This is a genomic window from Haloarcula sp. DT43, from assembly GCF_037078405.1.
GTDB lineage: Archaea > Halobacteriota > Halobacteria > Halobacteriales > Haloarculaceae > Haloarcula > Haloarcula brevis.
This window is the reverse complement of record NZ_JAYMGZ010000001.1, coordinates 802990-820585: the sequence shown is the minus strand read 5'-3', so window position 1 is coordinate 820585 and position 17596 is coordinate 802990. Positions and strand designations below refer to the sequence as shown.

At 68.8% G+C, this 17596-nt stretch carries 17 protein-coding genes and 1 pseudogene; 6 read left to right on the top strand and 12 right to left on the bottom strand.

What is annotated here, in order from left to right; all coding sequences use genetic code 11:
• The first annotated feature begins 42 nt into the window (after positions 1 to 42).
• Both VI123_RS04420 and VI123_RS04415 read left to right on the top strand, forming a co-directional pair.
• Positions 43 to 810 carry a nucleotide-binding protein gene (locus VI123_RS04420; protein WP_336336840.1) on the top strand — a complete coding sequence of 256 codons (768 nt, stop codon included), beginning with the start codon at positions 43 to 45 and terminating at the stop codon, positions 808 to 810.
• Positions 807 to 1361: a hypothetical protein gene (locus VI123_RS04415; RefSeq protein WP_336336839.1), complete on the top strand. Its 555-nt coding sequence runs from the start codon at positions 807 to 809 to the stop codon at positions 1359 to 1361. The genes VI123_RS04420 and VI123_RS04415 overlap by 4 nt, the downstream gene beginning before the upstream one ends.
• Before the next feature lie 92 nt (positions 1362 to 1453).
• Here the strand turns inward: VI123_RS04415 and VI123_RS04410 are convergent, their stop codons facing one another.
• The 3 genes and pseudogenes from VI123_RS04410 to VI123_RS04400 all read right to left on the bottom strand — a co-directional run bounded on the left by VI123_RS04410 (position 1454) and on the right by VI123_RS04400 (position 4461).
• On the bottom strand, positions 1454 to 1687 hold the full coding sequence (locus VI123_RS04410) for an HTH domain-containing protein (RefSeq protein WP_336336838.1): 234 nt from the start codon (positions 1685 to 1687) through the stop codon (positions 1454 to 1456).
• Positions 1688 to 1977: 290 nt separating this feature from the next.
• Positions 1978 to 2793: a helix-turn-helix transcriptional regulator gene (locus tag VI123_RS04405; protein WP_336336837.1), complete on the bottom strand. Its 816-nt coding sequence runs from the start codon at positions 2791 to 2793 to the stop codon at positions 1978 to 1980.
• 70 nt (positions 2794 to 2863) lie between these two features.
• Positions 2864 to 4461, bottom strand: a pseudogene (locus VI123_RS04400) (FAD-binding domain-containing protein).
• 146 nt (positions 4462 to 4607) lie between these two features.
• Here VI123_RS04400 and VI123_RS04395 point away from each other — a divergent pair.
• Positions 4608 to 5120 carry a hypothetical protein gene (locus tag VI123_RS04395; protein WP_336336836.1) on the top strand — a complete coding sequence of 171 codons (513 nt, stop codon included), beginning with the start codon at positions 4608 to 4610 and terminating at the stop codon, positions 5118 to 5120.
• A 54-nt stretch (positions 5121 to 5174) separates the two neighbouring features.
• Here the strand turns inward: VI123_RS04395 and VI123_RS04390 are convergent, their stop codons facing one another.
• The 7 genes from VI123_RS04390 to VI123_RS04360 are packed head-to-tail and all read right to left on the bottom strand — an operon-like array spanning position 5175 to position 12083.
• Complete coding sequence (locus tag VI123_RS04390; RefSeq protein ID WP_336336835.1) at positions 5175 to 5708, bottom strand: DUF7261 family protein; 534 nt, start codon at positions 5706 to 5708, stop codon at positions 5175 to 5177.
• On the bottom strand, positions 5705 to 6109 hold the full coding sequence (locus VI123_RS04385) for a DUF7262 family protein (protein ID WP_336336834.1): 405 nt from the start codon (positions 6107 to 6109) through the stop codon (positions 5705 to 5707). The genes VI123_RS04390 and VI123_RS04385 overlap by 4 nt, the downstream gene beginning before the upstream one ends.
• Entirely contained in the window at positions 6102 to 6806 is a 705-nt protein-coding gene (locus tag VI123_RS04380; protein WP_336336833.1) for a DUF7263 family protein, read from the bottom strand. Before VI123_RS04380 ends, VI123_RS04385 begins: the two co-directional genes overlap by 8 nt.
• Complete coding sequence (locus VI123_RS04375; protein WP_336336832.1) at positions 6803 to 7249, bottom strand: DUF7266 family protein; 447 nt, start codon at positions 7247 to 7249, stop codon at positions 6803 to 6805. The genes VI123_RS04380 and VI123_RS04375 overlap by 4 nt, the downstream gene beginning before the upstream one ends.
• Positions 7242 to 7967 carry a DUF7289 family protein gene (locus VI123_RS04370; protein WP_336336831.1) on the bottom strand — a complete coding sequence of 242 codons (726 nt, stop codon included), beginning with the start codon at positions 7965 to 7967 and terminating at the stop codon, positions 7242 to 7244. The genes VI123_RS04375 and VI123_RS04370 overlap by 8 nt, the downstream gene beginning before the upstream one ends.
• A complete protein-coding gene (locus VI123_RS04365) occupies positions 7964 to 9856 on the bottom strand; it encodes a type II secretion system F family protein (RefSeq protein ID WP_336336830.1) in 1893 nt (630 codons plus the stop codon). Before VI123_RS04365 ends, VI123_RS04370 begins: the two co-directional genes overlap by 4 nt.
• A complete protein-coding gene (locus VI123_RS04360; RefSeq protein WP_336336829.1) occupies positions 9846 to 12083 on the bottom strand; it encodes a type II/IV secretion system ATPase subunit in 2238 nt (745 codons plus the stop codon). Before VI123_RS04360 ends, VI123_RS04365 begins: the two co-directional genes overlap by 11 nt.
• 234 nt (positions 12084 to 12317) lie before the next feature.
• Between VI123_RS04360 and VI123_RS04355 the strand changes: the two genes are divergently transcribed.
• Together VI123_RS04355 and VI123_RS04350 are read left to right on the top strand one after the other, a co-directional pair.
• The gene (locus VI123_RS04355; protein ID WP_336336828.1) at positions 12318 to 13535 is read left to right on the top strand and encodes an FAD-dependent oxidoreductase; all 1218 of its coding nucleotides are present in this window, start codon (positions 12318 to 12320) and stop codon (positions 13533 to 13535) included.
• Positions 13536 to 13593: 58 nt separating this feature from the next.
• On the top strand, positions 13594 to 14445 hold the full coding sequence (locus VI123_RS04350; RefSeq protein WP_336336827.1) for a translation initiation factor eIF-2B: 852 nt from the start codon (positions 13594 to 13596) through the stop codon (positions 14443 to 14445).
• A gap of 6 nt (positions 14446 to 14451) precedes the next feature.
• Here the strand turns inward: VI123_RS04350 and malQ are convergent, their stop codons facing one another.
• Positions 14452 to 15942 (bottom strand): 4-alpha-glucanotransferase, encoded by a 1491-nt coding sequence (gene malQ / locus VI123_RS04345; RefSeq protein WP_336336826.1) that lies wholly within the window; start codon positions 15940 to 15942, stop codon positions 14452 to 14454.
• 188 nt (positions 15943 to 16130) lie between these two features.
• Between malQ and VI123_RS04340 the strand changes: the two genes are divergently transcribed.
• Positions 16131 to 17186 (top strand): glycosyltransferase family 4 protein, encoded by a 1056-nt coding sequence (locus tag VI123_RS04340; RefSeq protein ID WP_336336825.1) that lies wholly within the window; start codon positions 16131 to 16133, stop codon positions 17184 to 17186.
• 14 nt (positions 17187 to 17200) lie between these two features.
• Here VI123_RS04340 and VI123_RS04335 read toward each other — a convergent pair whose 3' ends face one another.
• Positions 17201 to 17530 (bottom strand): DUF7510 family protein, encoded by a 330-nt coding sequence (locus VI123_RS04335; RefSeq protein ID WP_336337375.1) that lies wholly within the window; start codon positions 17528 to 17530, stop codon positions 17201 to 17203.
• Positions 17531 to 17596 lie beyond the last annotated feature (66 nt).

The following is a 17596-nucleotide window of genomic DNA, read 5'->3' as shown; positions in this document are numbered from 1 at the left end:
TATGCAAGAAATTTATATACGGATAGCACGCAATATTCGCCAATGGTCGAAGTGTTCGCAGTCGCCAGCGGGAAGGGCGGGACTGGCAAGACGACGAGCACAGTCGCCCTGGGGATGGCGCTCGCCGACCGCTACGACGTGACGGTGGTCGACGCCGACACGGGGATGGCGAACCTCCTCTTTCACGCCGGCCTCTCGGACGCCGAGACGACGCTGCACGACGTGCTGGCCGACGACGCACCCGTCGAGGCGGCCGCGTACGACCGCTTCGGGCTGACGGTCGTCCCCTGCGGGACGAGCCTCGACGGCTTCAGGGACGCCGACCCCGACCGGCTCCGGGACGTGGTCGCGGCGCTCGCGGCGGACACGGATATCATCCTCCTCGATTCGCCGCCGGCGCTGGACAGCCGTACCGCCGTCCTCCCGGTCGTGCTGGCCGACCGGGTCGTGGTCGTCCTCCAGCCGACGATTCCCGCCATCTCGGACGGGCTGAAGGTCCAGGAGTACGCGACGACCTACGACACCGGCGTGGCCGGCCTCCTGTTCAACAAGGTCCGGGAGTCCGAGTCCATCGAGTCGGTCTCCGGGAAGACCGAGCGGTACTTCGACGGGCCGACGCTGGCCGCGGTGCCCGAGAGCGAGCGCGCCCGCGAGGCGCGCCGTGCTGGCCGGCCGCTGCTGGCCCACGCACCCGAGTGTGCGGCGGCGACGGCGTACCGGGATGCCGCCGACGCGCTCACGGTCCGGGACGGGCCGGCCGCCGACGCCGCCGACCGGTTCCGAAGTGCCGTCATCCCCGAGTCGCTATGAAGCTCCCCCGTGGCCGACTCGACAAGTCGCGGGTCGTCACGGACCCGCGGGACGCGCTGGCCGACGCCCTCGACCGCGAGCTGACCGGCTACGCCGTCTTCGAGTCCCAGGAGACGCTCTTGCTCGACGGCGAGGGGCGGGGCGTCGTCACCTTCGCCGAGGGCGTGCCCGTGCTGGCCTACCACACCGGCACGGACCGTGGCGGCCCGCCGGCGCTCGCGGACCTCGCGGTTCCCGGCCCGTACCACGTCTCGCTGTACGCGCTCGACCCTGCCGACCTCGAACCGGCCCACGACGCGGACGACCTGCGAGTCCCGCCCGGGATGCCGGCCGAGCGGCTGGGCGGCGACCCGGCGCTGGCCGACAGCACGCGGCGGGCAGCCCCCGACGAACGACTGGCGGCGGCGACCGACGACGCGCCGGCGGACGAGGACGGACCAACGGAACAGAGCGCCGTCGAGGCGTTCCTCGACGATGCGGAGAAAATCGAGGCCATCAAACAGCAGGCGCGCTCGGAGGCCCGCGAGCGCGCCCAGCAGTGGGACTTCTAGGGCCGGTGATCGCTCGCGCGATACGACCCCCACGCTGCCGGTGCGCTCTGCTACAGGAGCGTCCCGACGCCCGAAGCAACCGCTGCGACGGCTCAGTCCGTTCGCACGGGTATCCACCACACCCGCGACCGTCCCCCGACTTTCTTGCTCGTGATGTCGGTCTCGGATTCGAGGTCGTGGAGCTTGTTCAGCGCGGTCCGGCGTGAACAGCCGAGCCTGTCCGCCACCTCCGACGCTGTGAGCGGCTCCGCGTAATCGTTTCGGTGTTTGAACACCTCGATGACGTCCGATTCGGTGTACTGGACCTCCCGTCCGGGCGGAGACATACGTTCTGGTAACGAATGCCACACACTTATACTGTCGGCTAGTATTTCAGTCCAGATGACGGTTCAGACAGGCCGTCCGGCGGCGTAGTCGAACGGTGGTGAACGCCGGAGGGCAGGACCCGGCAGCTGTTACAACCCCTGTAACATGTTCCGGCTCCGCGAACAGTTACAGTGAATAAGTATAGGCATCAGCCAGTGATACGGTAGCCCGGGGATATACCATCCCGCCCTCCAGTGAGTGCTGGAGCGCCGACCAGTGCTCCCTTCGGCCCTTCCATACCAGACTTCGGTTATCGGTTGTTCTCGCCCATCGACAGAACCGCCGCGAGCGGCTGTGACCGCGCCTTGTACCCGTCGAAGACCGATTCGGCCCACCGATACACCGGCTCGGCGTCGGACTCGGCTATCGCCCGGATGTTGTTCCGGTCGTCGTAGGCAGCCAGGCAGACCCGCGAGCGGTCCAGCGCGAGACCGATGTCGAGCGGGCTCTCGTGGACGTACGTGTCGATGTTCTCGTGTTCGACGCTTCGCTCCAGCGCGTCCGAGAAGTCGGACGCGGACCGTTCGAGCACGCTGTGGTCGATGATGAACTCGATGTGTGTCCCCGTTTCGAGCAGCCCCACGGCGACATCGTTGAACACCGAGGTCACGATGGGCGAGATGGCCCGGACGTCGCCCTCGACCTCGTCCAGCCAGCCCGTGAACCGGTTGATAGCGGCCAGGGGGTTCTGCTCGGAGGTCGTCGTGAGACAGGCCGGGTCCAGCAGGTCCGCCGGAAGCTCGCCAGCGATTGCGCCGAGGTGTGCGGCTAGCGGTCCGGCCGCCCGCGCCCGCTCGACCTCCTCGACGAGCGCCCTGTACTGGTCGAACACCCGCCGTCCGGTCACCGTGAGCTGGTACTCCCCGTCCCGTTTGACGACCCATTGTCGCTCGGAGAAGCCCGCGAGTATCCGCTGAATCGTAGTCCGCGTCGCGTCCACCGTATCACACAGGTCGGTGGGCCGTGCCGGACGCTCCCGGAGCTGGGCCAGCACCGCGAACCGCTGGGGTGACCCGGTGAGGAACCGGCAATCCTCGAACGCGGCGTCGTCCGTACCCGCCGTCATTGCACACGTATCGGTGTGCGACCGTCTTAGCCTCTTTGGCGACTGGGAACACTGCCCGAGTCTTCGCGGCCTACTCGTCGCCGAACGAGTCGAGGCTGGTCTGGGTCCCGCCGTCCGCCGCGTCGTTCGACGCCCCGGTCCCGTGCTCGGCGGCGATGCGTGCCGCGGCCTCGCGGCCGCCGGAGAAGGAGACGCGGCGCGCGACGGCCGGGTCCCGCCAGGGCGTCGGCCGCGTCGGCGCGGACCCGCTCGTAGCGCCGGCGGAACGCCTGCCGGGCCGCGTCGTAGTCGACGACTGGACGTGGGTAGTCCTCGCCGATGTCGACGCCACAGGACGCCTGCACGTGGACCGGCGTCCCCTCGGGCCGGTCGAGGTATTCGTCGGGCAGCGCGTCGAGTTCGGGCACCCATCGCCGGACGAACTCGCCGTCCGGGTCCTGGTCGCGGACCTGTTTGCGAGGGTTGTACAGCCGGAGGGTCGGCTTGCCGACCAGCCCGCACTGATACTGCCACTGGGTGTAGTTGATGGCCGCCGAAGCGTCGACGAGATGGTGATAGAACCAGTCCGCGCCGATTCGCCAGGGCTGCTGGAGGAGGTGGAAGTACACGGACGCACAGAGCGCCCGCATCCGAAAGTTGAGCCAGCCCGTCTCCCTGAGACACCGCATCGACGCGTCGACCATCGGGAACCCGGTCCGTCCCTGCTTCCAGGCGGCCACCAGGTCGGGGTCGTATCGGGCTGCGTTGAATCCCTCGAACACCGGGTTCACCGCCGTGTCGAGCCAGCCGGGCCAGTCTTCGAGCTTCTGCTCGTAGTGTTTGTTCCAGTACAGCCGCGAGACGAACATCTCCTTCCCGCGGCCGTCGGGCGCGTGCTCGTCGACGTACTGGAAGGCCTGCCGGACGGAGAGACAGCCGAAGGCGAGATACGGCGAGAGTTCGCTGGTCCCGTCCCGTGCGTCCGTCGGCGCTGAGATGTTCCCCGGGTAGTCGTCGATTCGCTCGACGAACGCCGACAGCTGGTCGTGCGCGGGGCCGGTCCCGCCGCGTGGCACGTCGGCTTTCGACGGCGAGATGTCGTATCGCTCCTCGACCGCCTCAACGTCGACGCCGGTGTCGAAGCTCCGGGAGGTGACCGTCGTCGGGTCCCAGTCATGTGTGTCGGCGTCGAACCACGCAGCGACGTCGTCCTGCCACCCCTCGCGGGTGTCGGTTCGGTCCCGGACCAGCCCGTCGCCGTCGACGAACGTCACGTCACACTGTTCCCGCGCGCGTCGGTCCCGCTCGCGGCCGTACCGTCCCGTCGGCACGGCCATCGTCACGATATCCCAGCCGGCCTCGCGGAACCGCGCCAGCACGTCCAGCGGGTCCCCATGGGCGTAGGTGAGCCCGCGACCGGTCGCGGTGTGGTACTGGTCCGAGAGGTCGGCCAGGCAGTCGTGCAGGAACCGGATACGGCTGTCACAGGCCAGCCCGTCCGCGCCGTAGAACGCCGGATCGAACACGAACAGCGGGGAGGACGTACTCGGCCGCCGCGGCCCTGGCGACCGCGGCCTGGTCGCGCACCCGCAGGTGCTCACGGTGCCAGACGACCGTCCCCGACCGGTCGCTGTCGAGCGTCGGAATCGCGTCCCGCTCCGGCGTGTCCCCCGGCTCCAGTCTCGGCATGCCGTTATTCACTCACAGTTGGCCCACAGCTACCACTGTCTTTCGGCTGTCGAGGCGATATCCGAACCAGGAGCCCCGACGGTCGGGACAACGAGGTCCGCAGTCGTATCAGAAGGGTTACCCCTCGGGACCCGTGCTAGCCGACAATGGAATTCGAGTCCACGCGCCGCCGCTTCATGCAACTCGCCGGAACGAGTGCGACGGTATCGCTCGCCGGCTGCAACGCCCTCCAGGGAGACACCAGCGACGGAACCGAGTCGGGGACGGGACCCCAGAGCCAGACCGCGACCGCGGAGCCCGCCACGGTGACGGTCGGCGTCGAACCCGACCAGGAACAGCTCCGGGAACGCCAACAGGAGATACAGTCCGAACTGCAGGCGGGCAATCTCACCCAAAGCGAGGCCCAGGCGGAGTACCGCACCGCACAGGAGAGCCTCATCGAGGAGGCGATGACCGGCTTCGAGGAGCGCGCGACGGCCGACCTCGGACTCACCGTCGACGATTCCGTCTCCGAGGCGGGTGCGCTGCTGGTCACTGGTCCGCCGGCCGGACTCGTCGAGGCACTCTCGGTCGACAGCGTCACCGGTCTCTTCCCGCGAGCGACGTTCGAGCAGATACGGTCCCAGGTCCGAACCCAGACGCCGGGCGGGACGGAGTGACACGCTGACCGAGTCGACGAATCACGGCTCGCGTGCCGCTTTTGACTCCCCACCTCACCGCGAGGACCGCCCGCTCGGTTCGACAACGACGGTCACGGTGGTTTCGCCGCGTTCTGTCGTGGCCGTCACGTCGAAACCGACGGCGAGGACGTGTGTGCGACCGACGCGGTCCTGCACGACGATACCACGGGTGGCGACACAGTCCCCGAACTGCCGGTCCGGCCCGGACGGACAGTCGGCGACGCTCCACTCTCGCGCCGCAGTGCCGTTGTAGGAAACATCGTAATAGACGCCGGCCTCGACGCGCGACGTTCTGAGGCGGTCGAGCCGCGGTTGCAATCCCCCGCGAACGGCCGCCGTCGCTGAATCCCTCGCGGCCCAGGCGTACTGCTTCGGAACGGACGCGCTCTCGGTCGCGACAGCGCGTTCGAGGACCCGGAGCGCGTCGGCGGTCGGGTCGTCGTCGTAGTCGGCCGTCGCGCGGACGTCGTCGTGATACCCCAGTTGCAGGGACGCCACGAGAATCGGGACGAGCGCGACTGCCACGACCGCGGCCGCCACGAGGACCAGCTGGCCGCGCCGGGTCATGCGTACCACACGACGATTCGGACGTCCCCGTGTCCCGTCGGGACCGCCGCCGTGCCGATGCTGACGCCCCGCGGCGTCGGCGTGCCGACCGCCCCGTGGGGAGTCTCGACCCGGAACAGGACGTTCTCGGGGAGGATACGCGCGACGCGGCTCGCGAGCGCGTCCCGTTCGCGGTCGAACGACGCCTGACTCGCCACGACCTCCTGGAGGCGTGTCGCGCCGCCGTGTCGCGGCGGGTCGGTCGCCAGGAGCGTCGCCGTGTCCGAGGCGTAGGCGTCGAGCTGTGGTTCCTGCCCGTCCGGCGCTGGCGTCCCCAGCGCGAACCCGAGCGCGACGCCGAGAATCAGGACGGTCCCGAGCGCGACCTCGACGAGCGACAGCGGCAGTTGGGCTCTACGCATCGACGGTCACCACCAGGGTTTCCTTCGTGGACCGCGGGGCGGCGTAGTCGATAGTCACGTTCCCGGGTTCGAGCCGGCCGGCCCGCTGGAAGCGCAGCGCCGTCGTCTCGTAGGGCACCAGCGGGACCTCGTAGCTACCGTCCAGCCCGCTCCGGTTGTGGAGGACGACGCGGTCGTTAGCACGAACGGTCCAGACGGTCGTGCCGGGCGGCGGGTCGATAGTGACCGTGGCGCGTGCGCTCCGGCGAGGGAGCGTCACCGCGTCAGTCGTCGTCAGGTCCGGCCTGAGCGTCCGCGACTCGCGGGCCTCGACGAGGACGAGCCGGCTGATTCGGGTCCCGCCGCGAACCGGCCCGGTGCTCGCAACCGTGTCGCCAGCCAACTCGACCGTGACTTCGGACTCGGCGGCCGGCGGTGCGGTCCGTTCGAGGGCAGCCCGGTCGAACGCCCTGACCCGGGAGCGGTTGAGGACGTTGCTGCGAGCCGCGAGCGGGCCATCGGCCGCGACGAGCCTGTCCGCGACAGCGGCGGCGATTCGCCGCTCGTCGGGCGTCCGTTCCGCACCGATAATCGCGGCGTCGGCCATCGCGACGCTCAGGCCGGTGACGACGGTCAGCAACACGAGCGCGACGCCGAGCGCCGGGAGCGACGTCTGTGCGCGCGCGGCTGTCTCCGTGAGCCGACTCGCCCGTGTCATCGGTTCTCTCCCAGGCGAACTGTCACGCTCCCCCGTGTTCCGGAGACGACGACCACCGTCCGGCTGCCGCTCTTCCATTCGCCCTCGAAGGTATCGACTCTATCGGGCAACAGCGGCCGCGTCCGGCCGCTGATTTCGGAGTCGGGGTGGTCGAGCACCAGGTCGTCGCCGTCGGTCCGGATGCTGTATCCAGTGCCGTCGATAGTGTCGGGGAGAGACACGCGGACGGTAGCCGAGACGGCCCTGGCATCCGGCGGGACGGCCTGTTCGATGCGGGCTGCCGCTTCAGCGAGCGTCCGGTCGCCGAGTTCCGCACCGACGGCGGCCTGGTACGCCGGGACCGTCCCGCCGTACAGCGTGGTCGTCACGAGGCCGATGTACAGCAGTACCAGTCCCATGCTCAGCAGTTTCTCGACGACCGTACTGAGCGCGCGGTTATCCATGCATCACCTCCGTCCGCATGTCGTGGCGGACCAGGTACAGCGTCCGGCGGCCGGGGAACGTCGCCACGACGCTCCGGACGCCGTCGCCGTCGATATCATCGACTCGCGTGGTCGCACCGACCCGCCGGAAGTACGCGGCGAACGGCCGAGGCGTCGCCGTCTCGATGGCCACGCTGTAGTTGCCGGCCGGTAGCCGCTCGCGTTCGTGGCTGACGTTCCGGCGAACGGCCGCGGACACGCCGCCCGTCCCCGATACCGTGCCCCCGCTGGCGTTGACCACCGGTGCGCCGACGATGACTGCCGTGTCGTCCCGGGTCGCCGTCACCGGCGGGTCGGTTTCGAGCCACGCGTTGCCTGCTGTTCCGCGCACGACGCTGCCCCCGAGAAACCGGACGCGCTTGTCGCCGGAGTCGTACACTATCGCGTCTATTGGAACCGTTCGCTGGACCGCGGAGTCGTTGAGCACGCGCAGTTCACGCTCCACGGTTGTCAGTCGACCCTCGGTGAACCGGACGCGAACGGTTCGGTGGCCCGTCCGCTCGACCGGCCGGAACGCCGTCTCGAAGGTGTTCGCCACGCGGGTCTCGTCGGCGGTCGCGGTGTGGCCGTCGACGACGCTCCCGACGACGGCCGTCAGTCCGCCGAGCGCGACGACCGTCAGCCCCAGCAACAGCACGACGCCGACGACGTGTGACTGGGCGTCGGTGTCGGGGGTCAAATCAGGCCCACCCCCGCGAAGACGACGTAGGCGACCAGCACCAGCCCCGAGGAGTGCAACAGCGCTTCGTAGACGCCGCGGCTCGCCGTGCCGGCGAACCAGCCACAGGCCAGCATCGTCGCCTGCGTGACGACGTAGAACCGGTACCGCTCCCGAACGGGGTCGATTGCCGACGGGTCGAAGGCGATGTTCGCACCGCTCGAAACCGACGACAGTTGCGCGAAGCTATCGAGGACGTAGACGTTGACGGCGACGGTGATACCGACGACCAGTAGCGCCGTCGTCCAGCCCACGGCGACGTAGACCAGGAGTGCCGAACGGATGGACTTCCGGAGGTGGTAGAGCTGGCCGATTTCGGTCTGGAGCGTCTCGAAGACGTCCTCCGCGTCGCTGCCCGTATCCAGCGCGCCGACGACCAGCCCGATGGTCTGTTCGGCCATCGGCGTCCCGACGCGGTCGACGAACTGGTCCAGCGCCGCGGCCCGCCTGTCGGCCGCGGAGTCGCTTGGGCTGTCGCCGAGCGAGAGCGTGAACGCAAGCGACTGGACGTCGCTATCGAGGACGCCGAGTTCCACGTCTTCGGCGACGCGCCGGACCGCCTCGGGGAACGGACGGCCCAGCGCGACGTGACCGGCGACGGCGTGGACGAAGTCCTGAATCTCCCGGTCTTTCGCGTCGTCCGCTCTGGCCCGGCGGACCGTTACCGCGCCGACCGGAACGCCGACGGTGGCATACGAGAGGAGCGCGACGTTGACCGGACGGTAGCCGAGCGACCAGAGCCCGGCCGCGACGACTGCACCCAGCGGCGCGCAGGCGAGGAGCGCGCTCGCGGGGTTCGAAGTGATGGTCGCGAGCACTGCGACCGGGCCGTCCGGCAGACTGTAGCTCGGTGCGGCCGTGTTCCGCGGCCGGAGCGCGGCGACGACGAAGGCCGCCAGCAGGCCGGTTGCCATCACGAACGCCGCACTCCCGTAGACGACGATTGCACGGACGGTCGTCTCGCCCAGCGGCGTCGCGACGGGCTCGGAGAGGCCGGGCGCGAGAATCCCCATCACGGTGACGATGAGGACGACGAGGGCGGGCAACACCAGCAACACGACGAACAGCTCCGCGAGGAGTTCGAGGTAGCCGGTGGCCCGCTCGTGTTGCCGGCTCTGCTCGTGTGAGAGCAGGCGGCCCTCCATCTCCAGGTACCCCTCCAGCGCCTCGGCGCTCTGGTTCGCGTGCTCTCGGAACTTCAGCAGAAACGGGGCCAGCAGGTCCCGCGAAGGGGTCTCGCTGGCGACCCGCTCGATACCGGTGTCGAGACTGCCGGTGAGGATACCCTGATTGAGCGCGCGCCGGAAGGCGACCGCCGTCTCGCCGTAGGCGTCCTGTTCGGCGACCGCGCGTAACATCTCGCGCCGGTCGTGGGTCCCCGAGGCGAGCACTCTGAGGTACCTGACCGCGCCGGGCAGCGTGGCTGCGATGTCGGCGCGCCGCGCGCTGGCGGCCCACGAGAGATACCGGTTGCCGGCGACGAACACGCTCCGCTTGAGTGCGAGGCCGGCGACGGTTCCGAGGACGGTCGCCACGAGGAATCGCGGGACAACCGGCAGCGCCACCCGGTTGAGGACGGGGAGACTTCGCTGGAGCACCGCGACGAACGCGTCGAAGGTCCCCGGCGGCACGAACAGCGCCGTCGTCGCCGTCCCGACGAGCCCGACACAGAACGCCAGCCACGAGAGCCCGTACACTCTGGCGACGTAGACGCCGAAGCCGGCGCTCGGATAGGCCGCCCGATAGCGGTCGCGCGTGCCAGCGTGGCGGTCGTCCTCGGCGTGGTGTGCGAACAGGGCGTACAGGCCCCGGTCGAGCAAGCCGAGCGTCCCGCCGGCCTCAGTCGTCACCGGTACCGACCTCCAGATGAGGGTCGTCCGGGGCCCCGCCCTGCCGCCGCAGCCGCTCGACGGTCGCTGCCTCGTTCGTCTCCAGGTCGGCCAGAACGTCGAACAGGTCGTCGAAATCGGTCACCCCCTCTCGAACGAGGTACTGGACGTAGCGGTGGCGGCGGTGGAACGCGTCCTCGACGGCCGACACCGGCTCGTCCCGGAGGTCCGAGAGCCGGTCGAGGACAGCGGTGTCGACCCGTCGCCTGTCGTCTCCGAACTGCGGGTGGTCGTAGGCGAGCTCGAAGCTCCCGTCGGGCCGCCGCCGGCAGACGCTGTTCCAGTGGATTGTCGTCCCGTCCTTGTGTATCGTCCCGCTCCGGTCGCCCCCGCTCTCGACGACGGACGGGTCGTCGACGAACTCGACGACGTCGCCGACGTAGCGCTCCCCGTCGACGTGCCGGGGGAAGACGACGACATCGATTTCGTCGAGCAGGTAGGCCGGCAGCCCCTTTTCGACGATGCGGTTGACGAGCGACTCGATGTCGTCGGCGTGTGTCGTCCCGATGACGCCGTGGCCGGTGTTGAGCGTCTCGGCGAAGGTCTCGAAGGATGCGGCCGTGTTGATTTCGGCGATGACTTCGACGTCCGGATTCAGATAGTTGCACTGCGTCATCAGGTCGGCCATCGTGACCCGGCGGTGGTCCCGCTCGTGGTCCCGCGTGGTGAGCGAGACCCCGGTCTCGTGGGGTATCCGGACCTCGCGGGACCCTTCGTCGATGCTGATTGGTCGGTCCCGGTACGGGATGAACGGCATGTGCGCGTTCATGAGCGTGGTCTTGCCGGCCCCGGTCGGGCCCGAAAAGAGAACGACGCCGTGGGACTCGTACAGGAGCCACAGCAGCGCGACCAGTTCCGTCGGCAGCGAGCCGCGTTCGACCAGGTCCACCGGGGTCATCGCGTCGGCCGACTGCTTGCGGATGGAGATGTGCGGGCCGTCCTCGCTGATGGTCGGCAGGGCGACGGCACAGCGGATGGTGTCGTCGGCGTCGTGGAGGCCGTCGCCGTCGGGGTCGATGTTGACCTTCGCGCTCGGGTTCGAGGCGTTGAGTTCGACGCCGTCGTCGGCGGCCAGTTGCGTGACGACGTTGACGAAGGCCGCCTCTGAGTCGAAGGCGAGGTTGGTCGGCACCCGGCCGTCGTGGCCGAGGTCGGCTCGCGGGAGGACCTTCACGCGTTCGCCGACCCGATTGGCCTCGATGTCTTCGAGCGTGTGGTCCCGAATCGGGACGGTGAGCTTGCCGTAGCCGACTAGGTCCCGGAGGACGTAGTACAGCAGGTCGTCGAGGCGGTCGTCGGCGAAGCGGTGGTCGACCGGCGGCACGGCGAGGTCGAGTTCGGCCAGCGCCGACCGGAGCCGGTAGCGGGCGGTGTCGACCCACTCGGTGGTGTTGCGGACGGTGAGCTGTCTGGCCAGGAGCGACCGGGCGCGCTCCCGGACGAACTCGACGCGGTCCTGGACGACGCCGTCGACGCCGGTCTCCCAGACCCGCTCCTTGCACACGTCGATGAGTTGCTCGTCGCCGGGGAGCAGGTCCGGCTCCCGAACCGCGTACTTCGTCGTGAACGGGTCCGCGCCGAGGAGGTGCTCGCGGTAGACGACGACCGGTATCTCGAACCCCTGGAACCGGACGGTGTGTTGCTCGACGCGCTCGCTCGCGAAGCGGTTGAGGTAGCTCGGATCCGGTCCCAGGTCGGTCTCGGCCGGGGCGTAGTCGTCGGTGTGAACGACCACGCCGTCGTCCGTCACGTCGGCGACGTCGATGCGGGAGTCCAGCGCGTACGGCGTCAGTTCGTCGAAACACGCCAGCGACGAGAGCGCGTGGTACTCGATTCGGCGACGGCTCGCCGGCGACGCGTCGATGAGCCGGTCGATGACCCGGTGATGTTTCGGGTCGAAACCCCCGTCCATGCGCTCTACCGCCCCCTCACGCGTCCGCGGTCGCTCGATGTTCGCCCCCGAGAAGTGCGACTCGACGGTCGACAGCGCGTTGGCCTCCGCGACCGAAAGCACCGGTTCGCGGACCGTGTACCGGAACCCGCTCCGGTCCCGTCGAACCGTCACGACGACGCCCGGATACACCTCGTCCTGCTCGCGCACGTCCGGCGCGTACCAGGCGTCGGCGGCATCCGGCGGCGTCGGTGCGGGGACCGCCGGCGCACCCTCCGTGGCAGCCTGTCCGGTCATACGCGGGTTTAGATTCTCCTTTTCACTTAAAGTTGTAGACTTGCTTTTCCGAAATTTATACTTGAACCTATACCAGTGCAGTATGCTTATAACGGTCCGTTCGGTCCTCTCCGGATGCAAACGACCGTCGACACAGCCGAGGACTCGCCGGGTTGTCCGCAACCGGAACGGACACACGGTCGCCGAGGACGCCGCCGTCGGTAGAATCTTACGTCAGCTGTCCTACTCGTAGACATGACGATTCACACGGACGCTCTCGTCGTCGGTGGCGGCGCGACCGGTGCTGGCGTCGCTCGCGACCTCGCGCTCCGCGGCGTCGACGTGGCGCTCGTCGAGCGTAACGGGCTGACGAGCGGGACCTCGGGGCGCTCGCACGGACTGCTCCACAGCGGTGCCCGCTACGCCGAGGCGGACCGGGTCGGTGCCGAGGAGTGCATCGCGGAAAACCGGATACTCAAGGACATCGCCGGGGCCTGTATCCGCGACACCGGCGGGCTGTTCGTCCAGCTCGCCGAGGACGACCCCGACCACTTCGAGGCCAAGCGGGCGGCCTGCGAGGAAATCGGCATCCCCGTCGAGACGCTGGACGGCGACGCGGCCCGCGAGCGAGTCCCCGACCTCGCCGAGGACGTCGAGCGCGCGTTCGAAGTCCCGGACGCCGTCATCTACCCGTCGCGGCTCGTCGCTGCGAACGCCGCCGACGCCCGCGACCACGGTGCGGCGATACACCCGCACGCACCCGTCGAGGACGTGCTCGTCGACGGCGGGCGAGTGACCGGCGTTCGGGTCGGCGGGGCGGTCGACAACACCGTCGCGGCCGACTACGTCGTCAACGCGACCGGGGCCTGGGCCGGCGAGTTCGCCGCGATGGCCAGCCTCGACGTGGAGATGCGGCCGACGCGGGGCGTGATGGTCTCCGTCGAGTACGACGCCCTCGGGCCGGTGCTCAACCGCTGTCGGGACCCCGACGACGGCGACATCGTCGTCCCACACGAGCGCGAGGTCGTCCTCGGGACGACGAGCGTGCCCGTCCGCGACCCGGACGAGTACGAGACCGAGCAGTGGGAAGTCGAGAAGAGCATCGAGGAGTGCGCGGCGATGCTCCCCCCAGTCGCGGACGCGCCCGAGGTCCGGACCTGGTGGGGCGTCCGGCCGCTGTACGCGCCAGACGAGGACGAGCGCTGCGGCCGCGGCATCTCGCGCGGGTTCTTCCTGCTGGACCACGCCGACGACGGCGTCGACAACGCGGCGAGCATCGTCGGCGGCAAACTGACCACCTACCGGCAGATGGCCGCGGCGACGGCCGACCGGGTCTGTGCGGCACTGGGCGTCGACGCCGACTGCCGGACCGCCGAGCGGCGGCTCCCGGCCGCCGAGGATCCGGAACGGGTGGACGAACTCGTGGCGGAGTTCGACGGCCAGGGACCGACTGACGAAGACGTGGTCGGGTAGGGCCGAGAGACCGGGTGACGGCTGTACCGTTATATGGGTGGCAGCCACAGGTAGAGGCATGATAAACGAGACCGTGCGGCAGATAGAGGAGATGGACACACAGAGTTCCTCGATTGCCGCCGTGAAGGCCGCCGAGGCGCTCCGTGAACTGACAGACCGCGAGTGCCACACGGTCGAGGACTTCCTCCGCGTGGTCGAGCAAAACAGCAGCGCGCTCCAGCGGGCGAACCGCTCGCATGCGCCGCTGTACACGACACAGCAGCGCATCGTCACGGACCTGCGAGAGGCCGACCCCGACTCCGTCCCGGAGGCCAAGGAGCGACTGCTCGAGGCAATCGAGGCGGTCGTCACGGAGATAGAGACCAGCAAGGACCGCGCGGCCGAGCGGGCGGCGACGCTCATCGACGACGGCGACGTGCTGATGACACACGAGAACTCCTCGACGGTGATGGCGACGTTCAACGCGGCGCTCGACGCCGGCAAGGAGTTTCACCTCTACGCCAGGGAGTCGCGGCCCCACTTCCTGGGCCGTCGCACCGCCCGCCAGTTGGCCGACCGGGACGGGGCCGACGTGACGCTCATCGTCGACGGCGCGGCGGGCCACTACCTCTCCGAGGCCGACCGCGTGTTCGTCGGGATGAACTGCCTCATCGACGACACGGTGTACAACCGCGTCGGGACGCTGCCCCTGGCCGCCACGGCGAACGAACTCGACGTGCCCGTGACCGTCGTCGGGTCGTCCTCGAAGTTCATCGGCAGCGGCTTCACCTTCACGAACACGTTCCGGTCCGGGTCGGACGTGATGCTCGAACCGCCCGAGGGGTTCGACATCGGGAACCCAGGCTACGACGAGACGCCGACCCGCCTGCTCGATACGGTCGTCACCGAAGACGGCATCCTGCAGTTCTGACCGCGCTCAGCGGATTGTCCTGTCGGTGACCCGGCGGAGCCGCTCGGCGACCTCCTCGTCGAGGGCCGCCTCGGTCACCCGCCACTGCCAGTTCCCGGTCGCCGTGCCGGGGACGTTGAACCGGGTGTCGCTGTCGAGGCCGAGCAGGTCCTGGACGGTCGTCATCGCGACGGCCGCGTTCGAGTTCCACACCGCCTCGATGAGGTCCCAGTTGATTTCCTCGCCGTCGGTGCCGAGGTTGTAGTGCAGACAGTCCCGTTGCCGGTCCGAGAGGTCCCGGTAGTAGCCGACGACGGTGTCGGTGTCGTGGGTCGAGGTGTAGCCGACGGACTGCTCGGGGTAGTGCATCGGCTGGTACATGTGGCCCTCCTCGCACCAGTCGGCGTACTGGGGCACGCGCATGCCGGGGAAGCCAAAGCGGTCGCGCAGCGCGACGATGCCCTCGTCGAGAAAGCCCAGGTCCTCGACGAGGAAGGGCAGTTCGCCGAGTTCGGCCTCGACCGTCTCGAAGAAGTGCGCGCCGGGGCCGTCGCGCCACTGCCCGGCGGCCGGGTCGTCGGCCTCGGCGGGAATCGACCAGAACTCGTCGAACCCTTTGAAGTGGTCGATGCGGGCGACGTCCACGAGGTCGAACAGCCGCTCGAACCGGTCGACCCACCAGCCGTAGCCGTCCTCGCGCAGCGTCTCCCAGTCGTAGACGGGGTTCCCCCACCGCTGGCCGTCGTCGCCGGGATTGGGCGGGACGCCCGCTACTTCCGCCGGCTGGTGGTCGTCGTCGAGCCGGAACACCTCGGGATAGGCCCAGACGTCCGCCGAGTCGAGGCCCACGTAGATGGGGAGGTCGCCGACGAGACCGATGTCCCGCTCGGCCGCGTACTCGGCCAGTGCCCGCCACTGGCTGTCGAAACACCACTGGACGAACTTGTGATAGCGGACGTCATCGGCCAGTTCGTCCCGGTACCGCTCCAGCGCGTCCGGTTCGCGCGTCCGTATGTCGTCGGGCCAATCCATCCAGCCCGCGCCGTCGAACTCGGCTTTCAGGGCCGTAAACAGCGCGTAGTCGTCCAGCCACCCCGCCTCGCGGTCGCAGAACTCGGCGAACGACTGCCGGTCCGCGTCGTCCGCGTTCTCCTCGAAGGCGGCGTAGGCGGTCCGGAGCCGGGCCGTCTTGAACTCGGTCACGCGGTCGTACGCGACGCGGTGCGGCGAGACGTCCTCGGGCGGTTCGACCTCGGCCTCGGAGAGATAGCCGCGGTCGACGAGGGCCCGGAGGTCGACGAGTAGGGGATTGCCCGCGAAGGCGGACGACGACTGGTACGGGGAGTTTCCGTGGACGCTCGACGTGGGGCCGAGCGGGCAGAACTGCCACAGCGACTGGTCGGCCCGGTCGAGGAAGTCGACGAACGCCCGCGCGCCGGCACCGAGGTCGCCGATGCCGTGTGGCCCCGGGAGTGACGTCTGGTGCAGGAACACCCCGCTCTGTCGTTGGAATGTCATACGCGTCTGTTGCCCTGACAGGCATTTCAATGGGACGGGTCGCTGGAGACCGGTGGCGCGGAGGGCGAGAACGCTCACGTCCCCGGAGCTGCGAGTGGTCCCCACAGGAACGTGTCAGACGCCAGCGACGGCGCACGCAAACATATATATTGTATCCATATGATGCTACGAGGGAGCCAGTTACAGAGATGCCACCGAACGTGCTGATGCTTGGCTGGGGGTTCCCACCTAACATCACCGGCGGGCTTGATACCGCTATCGGGGAGCTGTTCGAACAGCTCGAACCGAGAGACGACGTCGAGTTCGAGTTGGTGTTGCCCGACGAGTACGCGCCGCCGGACCGCGACGGCATCCACGGCGTGCCGACGGGCAGCGGCGACATCATCACGCGCATCGGCCGGCTGGCCGGGGAGTTCGCCGACCGGGCGGCCGAGGCCGACATCATCCACACGAACGACTGGTTCGGCTACAACCCCGGCTCGCGGGCCAAAGCGTCCCACGAGGTCGAGTGGATATCGACGTTTCACTCGCTGTCGGCGGACCGCAACGTGAACCCGCCACAGCGGGAAGTCGAGACCGAACAGCGCGTCGCCAACCGGTCGGACCACGTCGTCGCGGTGAGCAAGTTCACGCAGCGGCGCATCCGCGAGCAGTACGACGCCGACTCGACGGTCATCTACAACGGGTTCTCGTCGGTGGAGCCGACGGGCCGTGACATCAAATCGGAGCTTGGCATCGACGGGAAGATGCTGTTTTTCGTCGGCCGCCACACCGACCAGAAGGGGCTGTCGTACCTGCTGTACGCGCTCTCGAAGCTCGACCGGGACGACGTCAGCCTGGTGCTGGGCGGCTCGGGCCACCTCACCGAACAGCTCGAACGGTTCGCCGAACTGCTGGGAATCGACGACCGGGTGTACTTCCCGGGGTATCTCCCACAGTCGGAACTCGGGGACTACTACAACAGCGCCGACCTGTTCGTCTCGCCGTCGCTGGCGGAGCCGTTCGGCATCACAATCGTCGAGGCGCTCTCGGTCGGGACGCGCGTCGTCGCCTGCGAGAGCGGGGCCGCGGAGCTGTTGAACGAGAACTGCGTCATCGAGGTCGAGCCGGACTCGGACTCAATCGCCGACGGCATCGAACACGCGCTGTCGCTGTCGACGCCAATCGAGTACGACGTCCGGACCTGGGAGGAAGTCGCCGACGAACACGTCGAGTTCTACCACGAGGTCTTAGACGAGGCCTGACGGGCGGCCGCCGCCTATCTGAGAAAGCGAACGTCCGTGACCGGCTCCGGGTGGACGATGAGGTACCCGTCCGCGGTCGGCTCCAGCCCCGTCACGGACGTTGTATCGGTCCGGGTCCGGTACGGGCTGTCGGCGGTCCCGTCGGCCGACTGGTAGGGGCTGTCGTAGGGCGTCTGTCTGTCCTCCGGCGGCCGGTCGAAGTCCTCCGGGGGCAGGTATATCTTCTCGCCCGATTTCGAACGGACGACGACGGCCGTGTCGCGGTCGCCCGAGACGTCGATTCGGGTCCGGCCGTCGTCGATGGTCATCTCGAACGTGACGTGCTCGGTCTCTGATTGGCCCATGGTATCGGATGACTCACTCATGGCGAGTAGACGACGCTGTGTCACTTAGTCCTTCGCCAGCGGTCC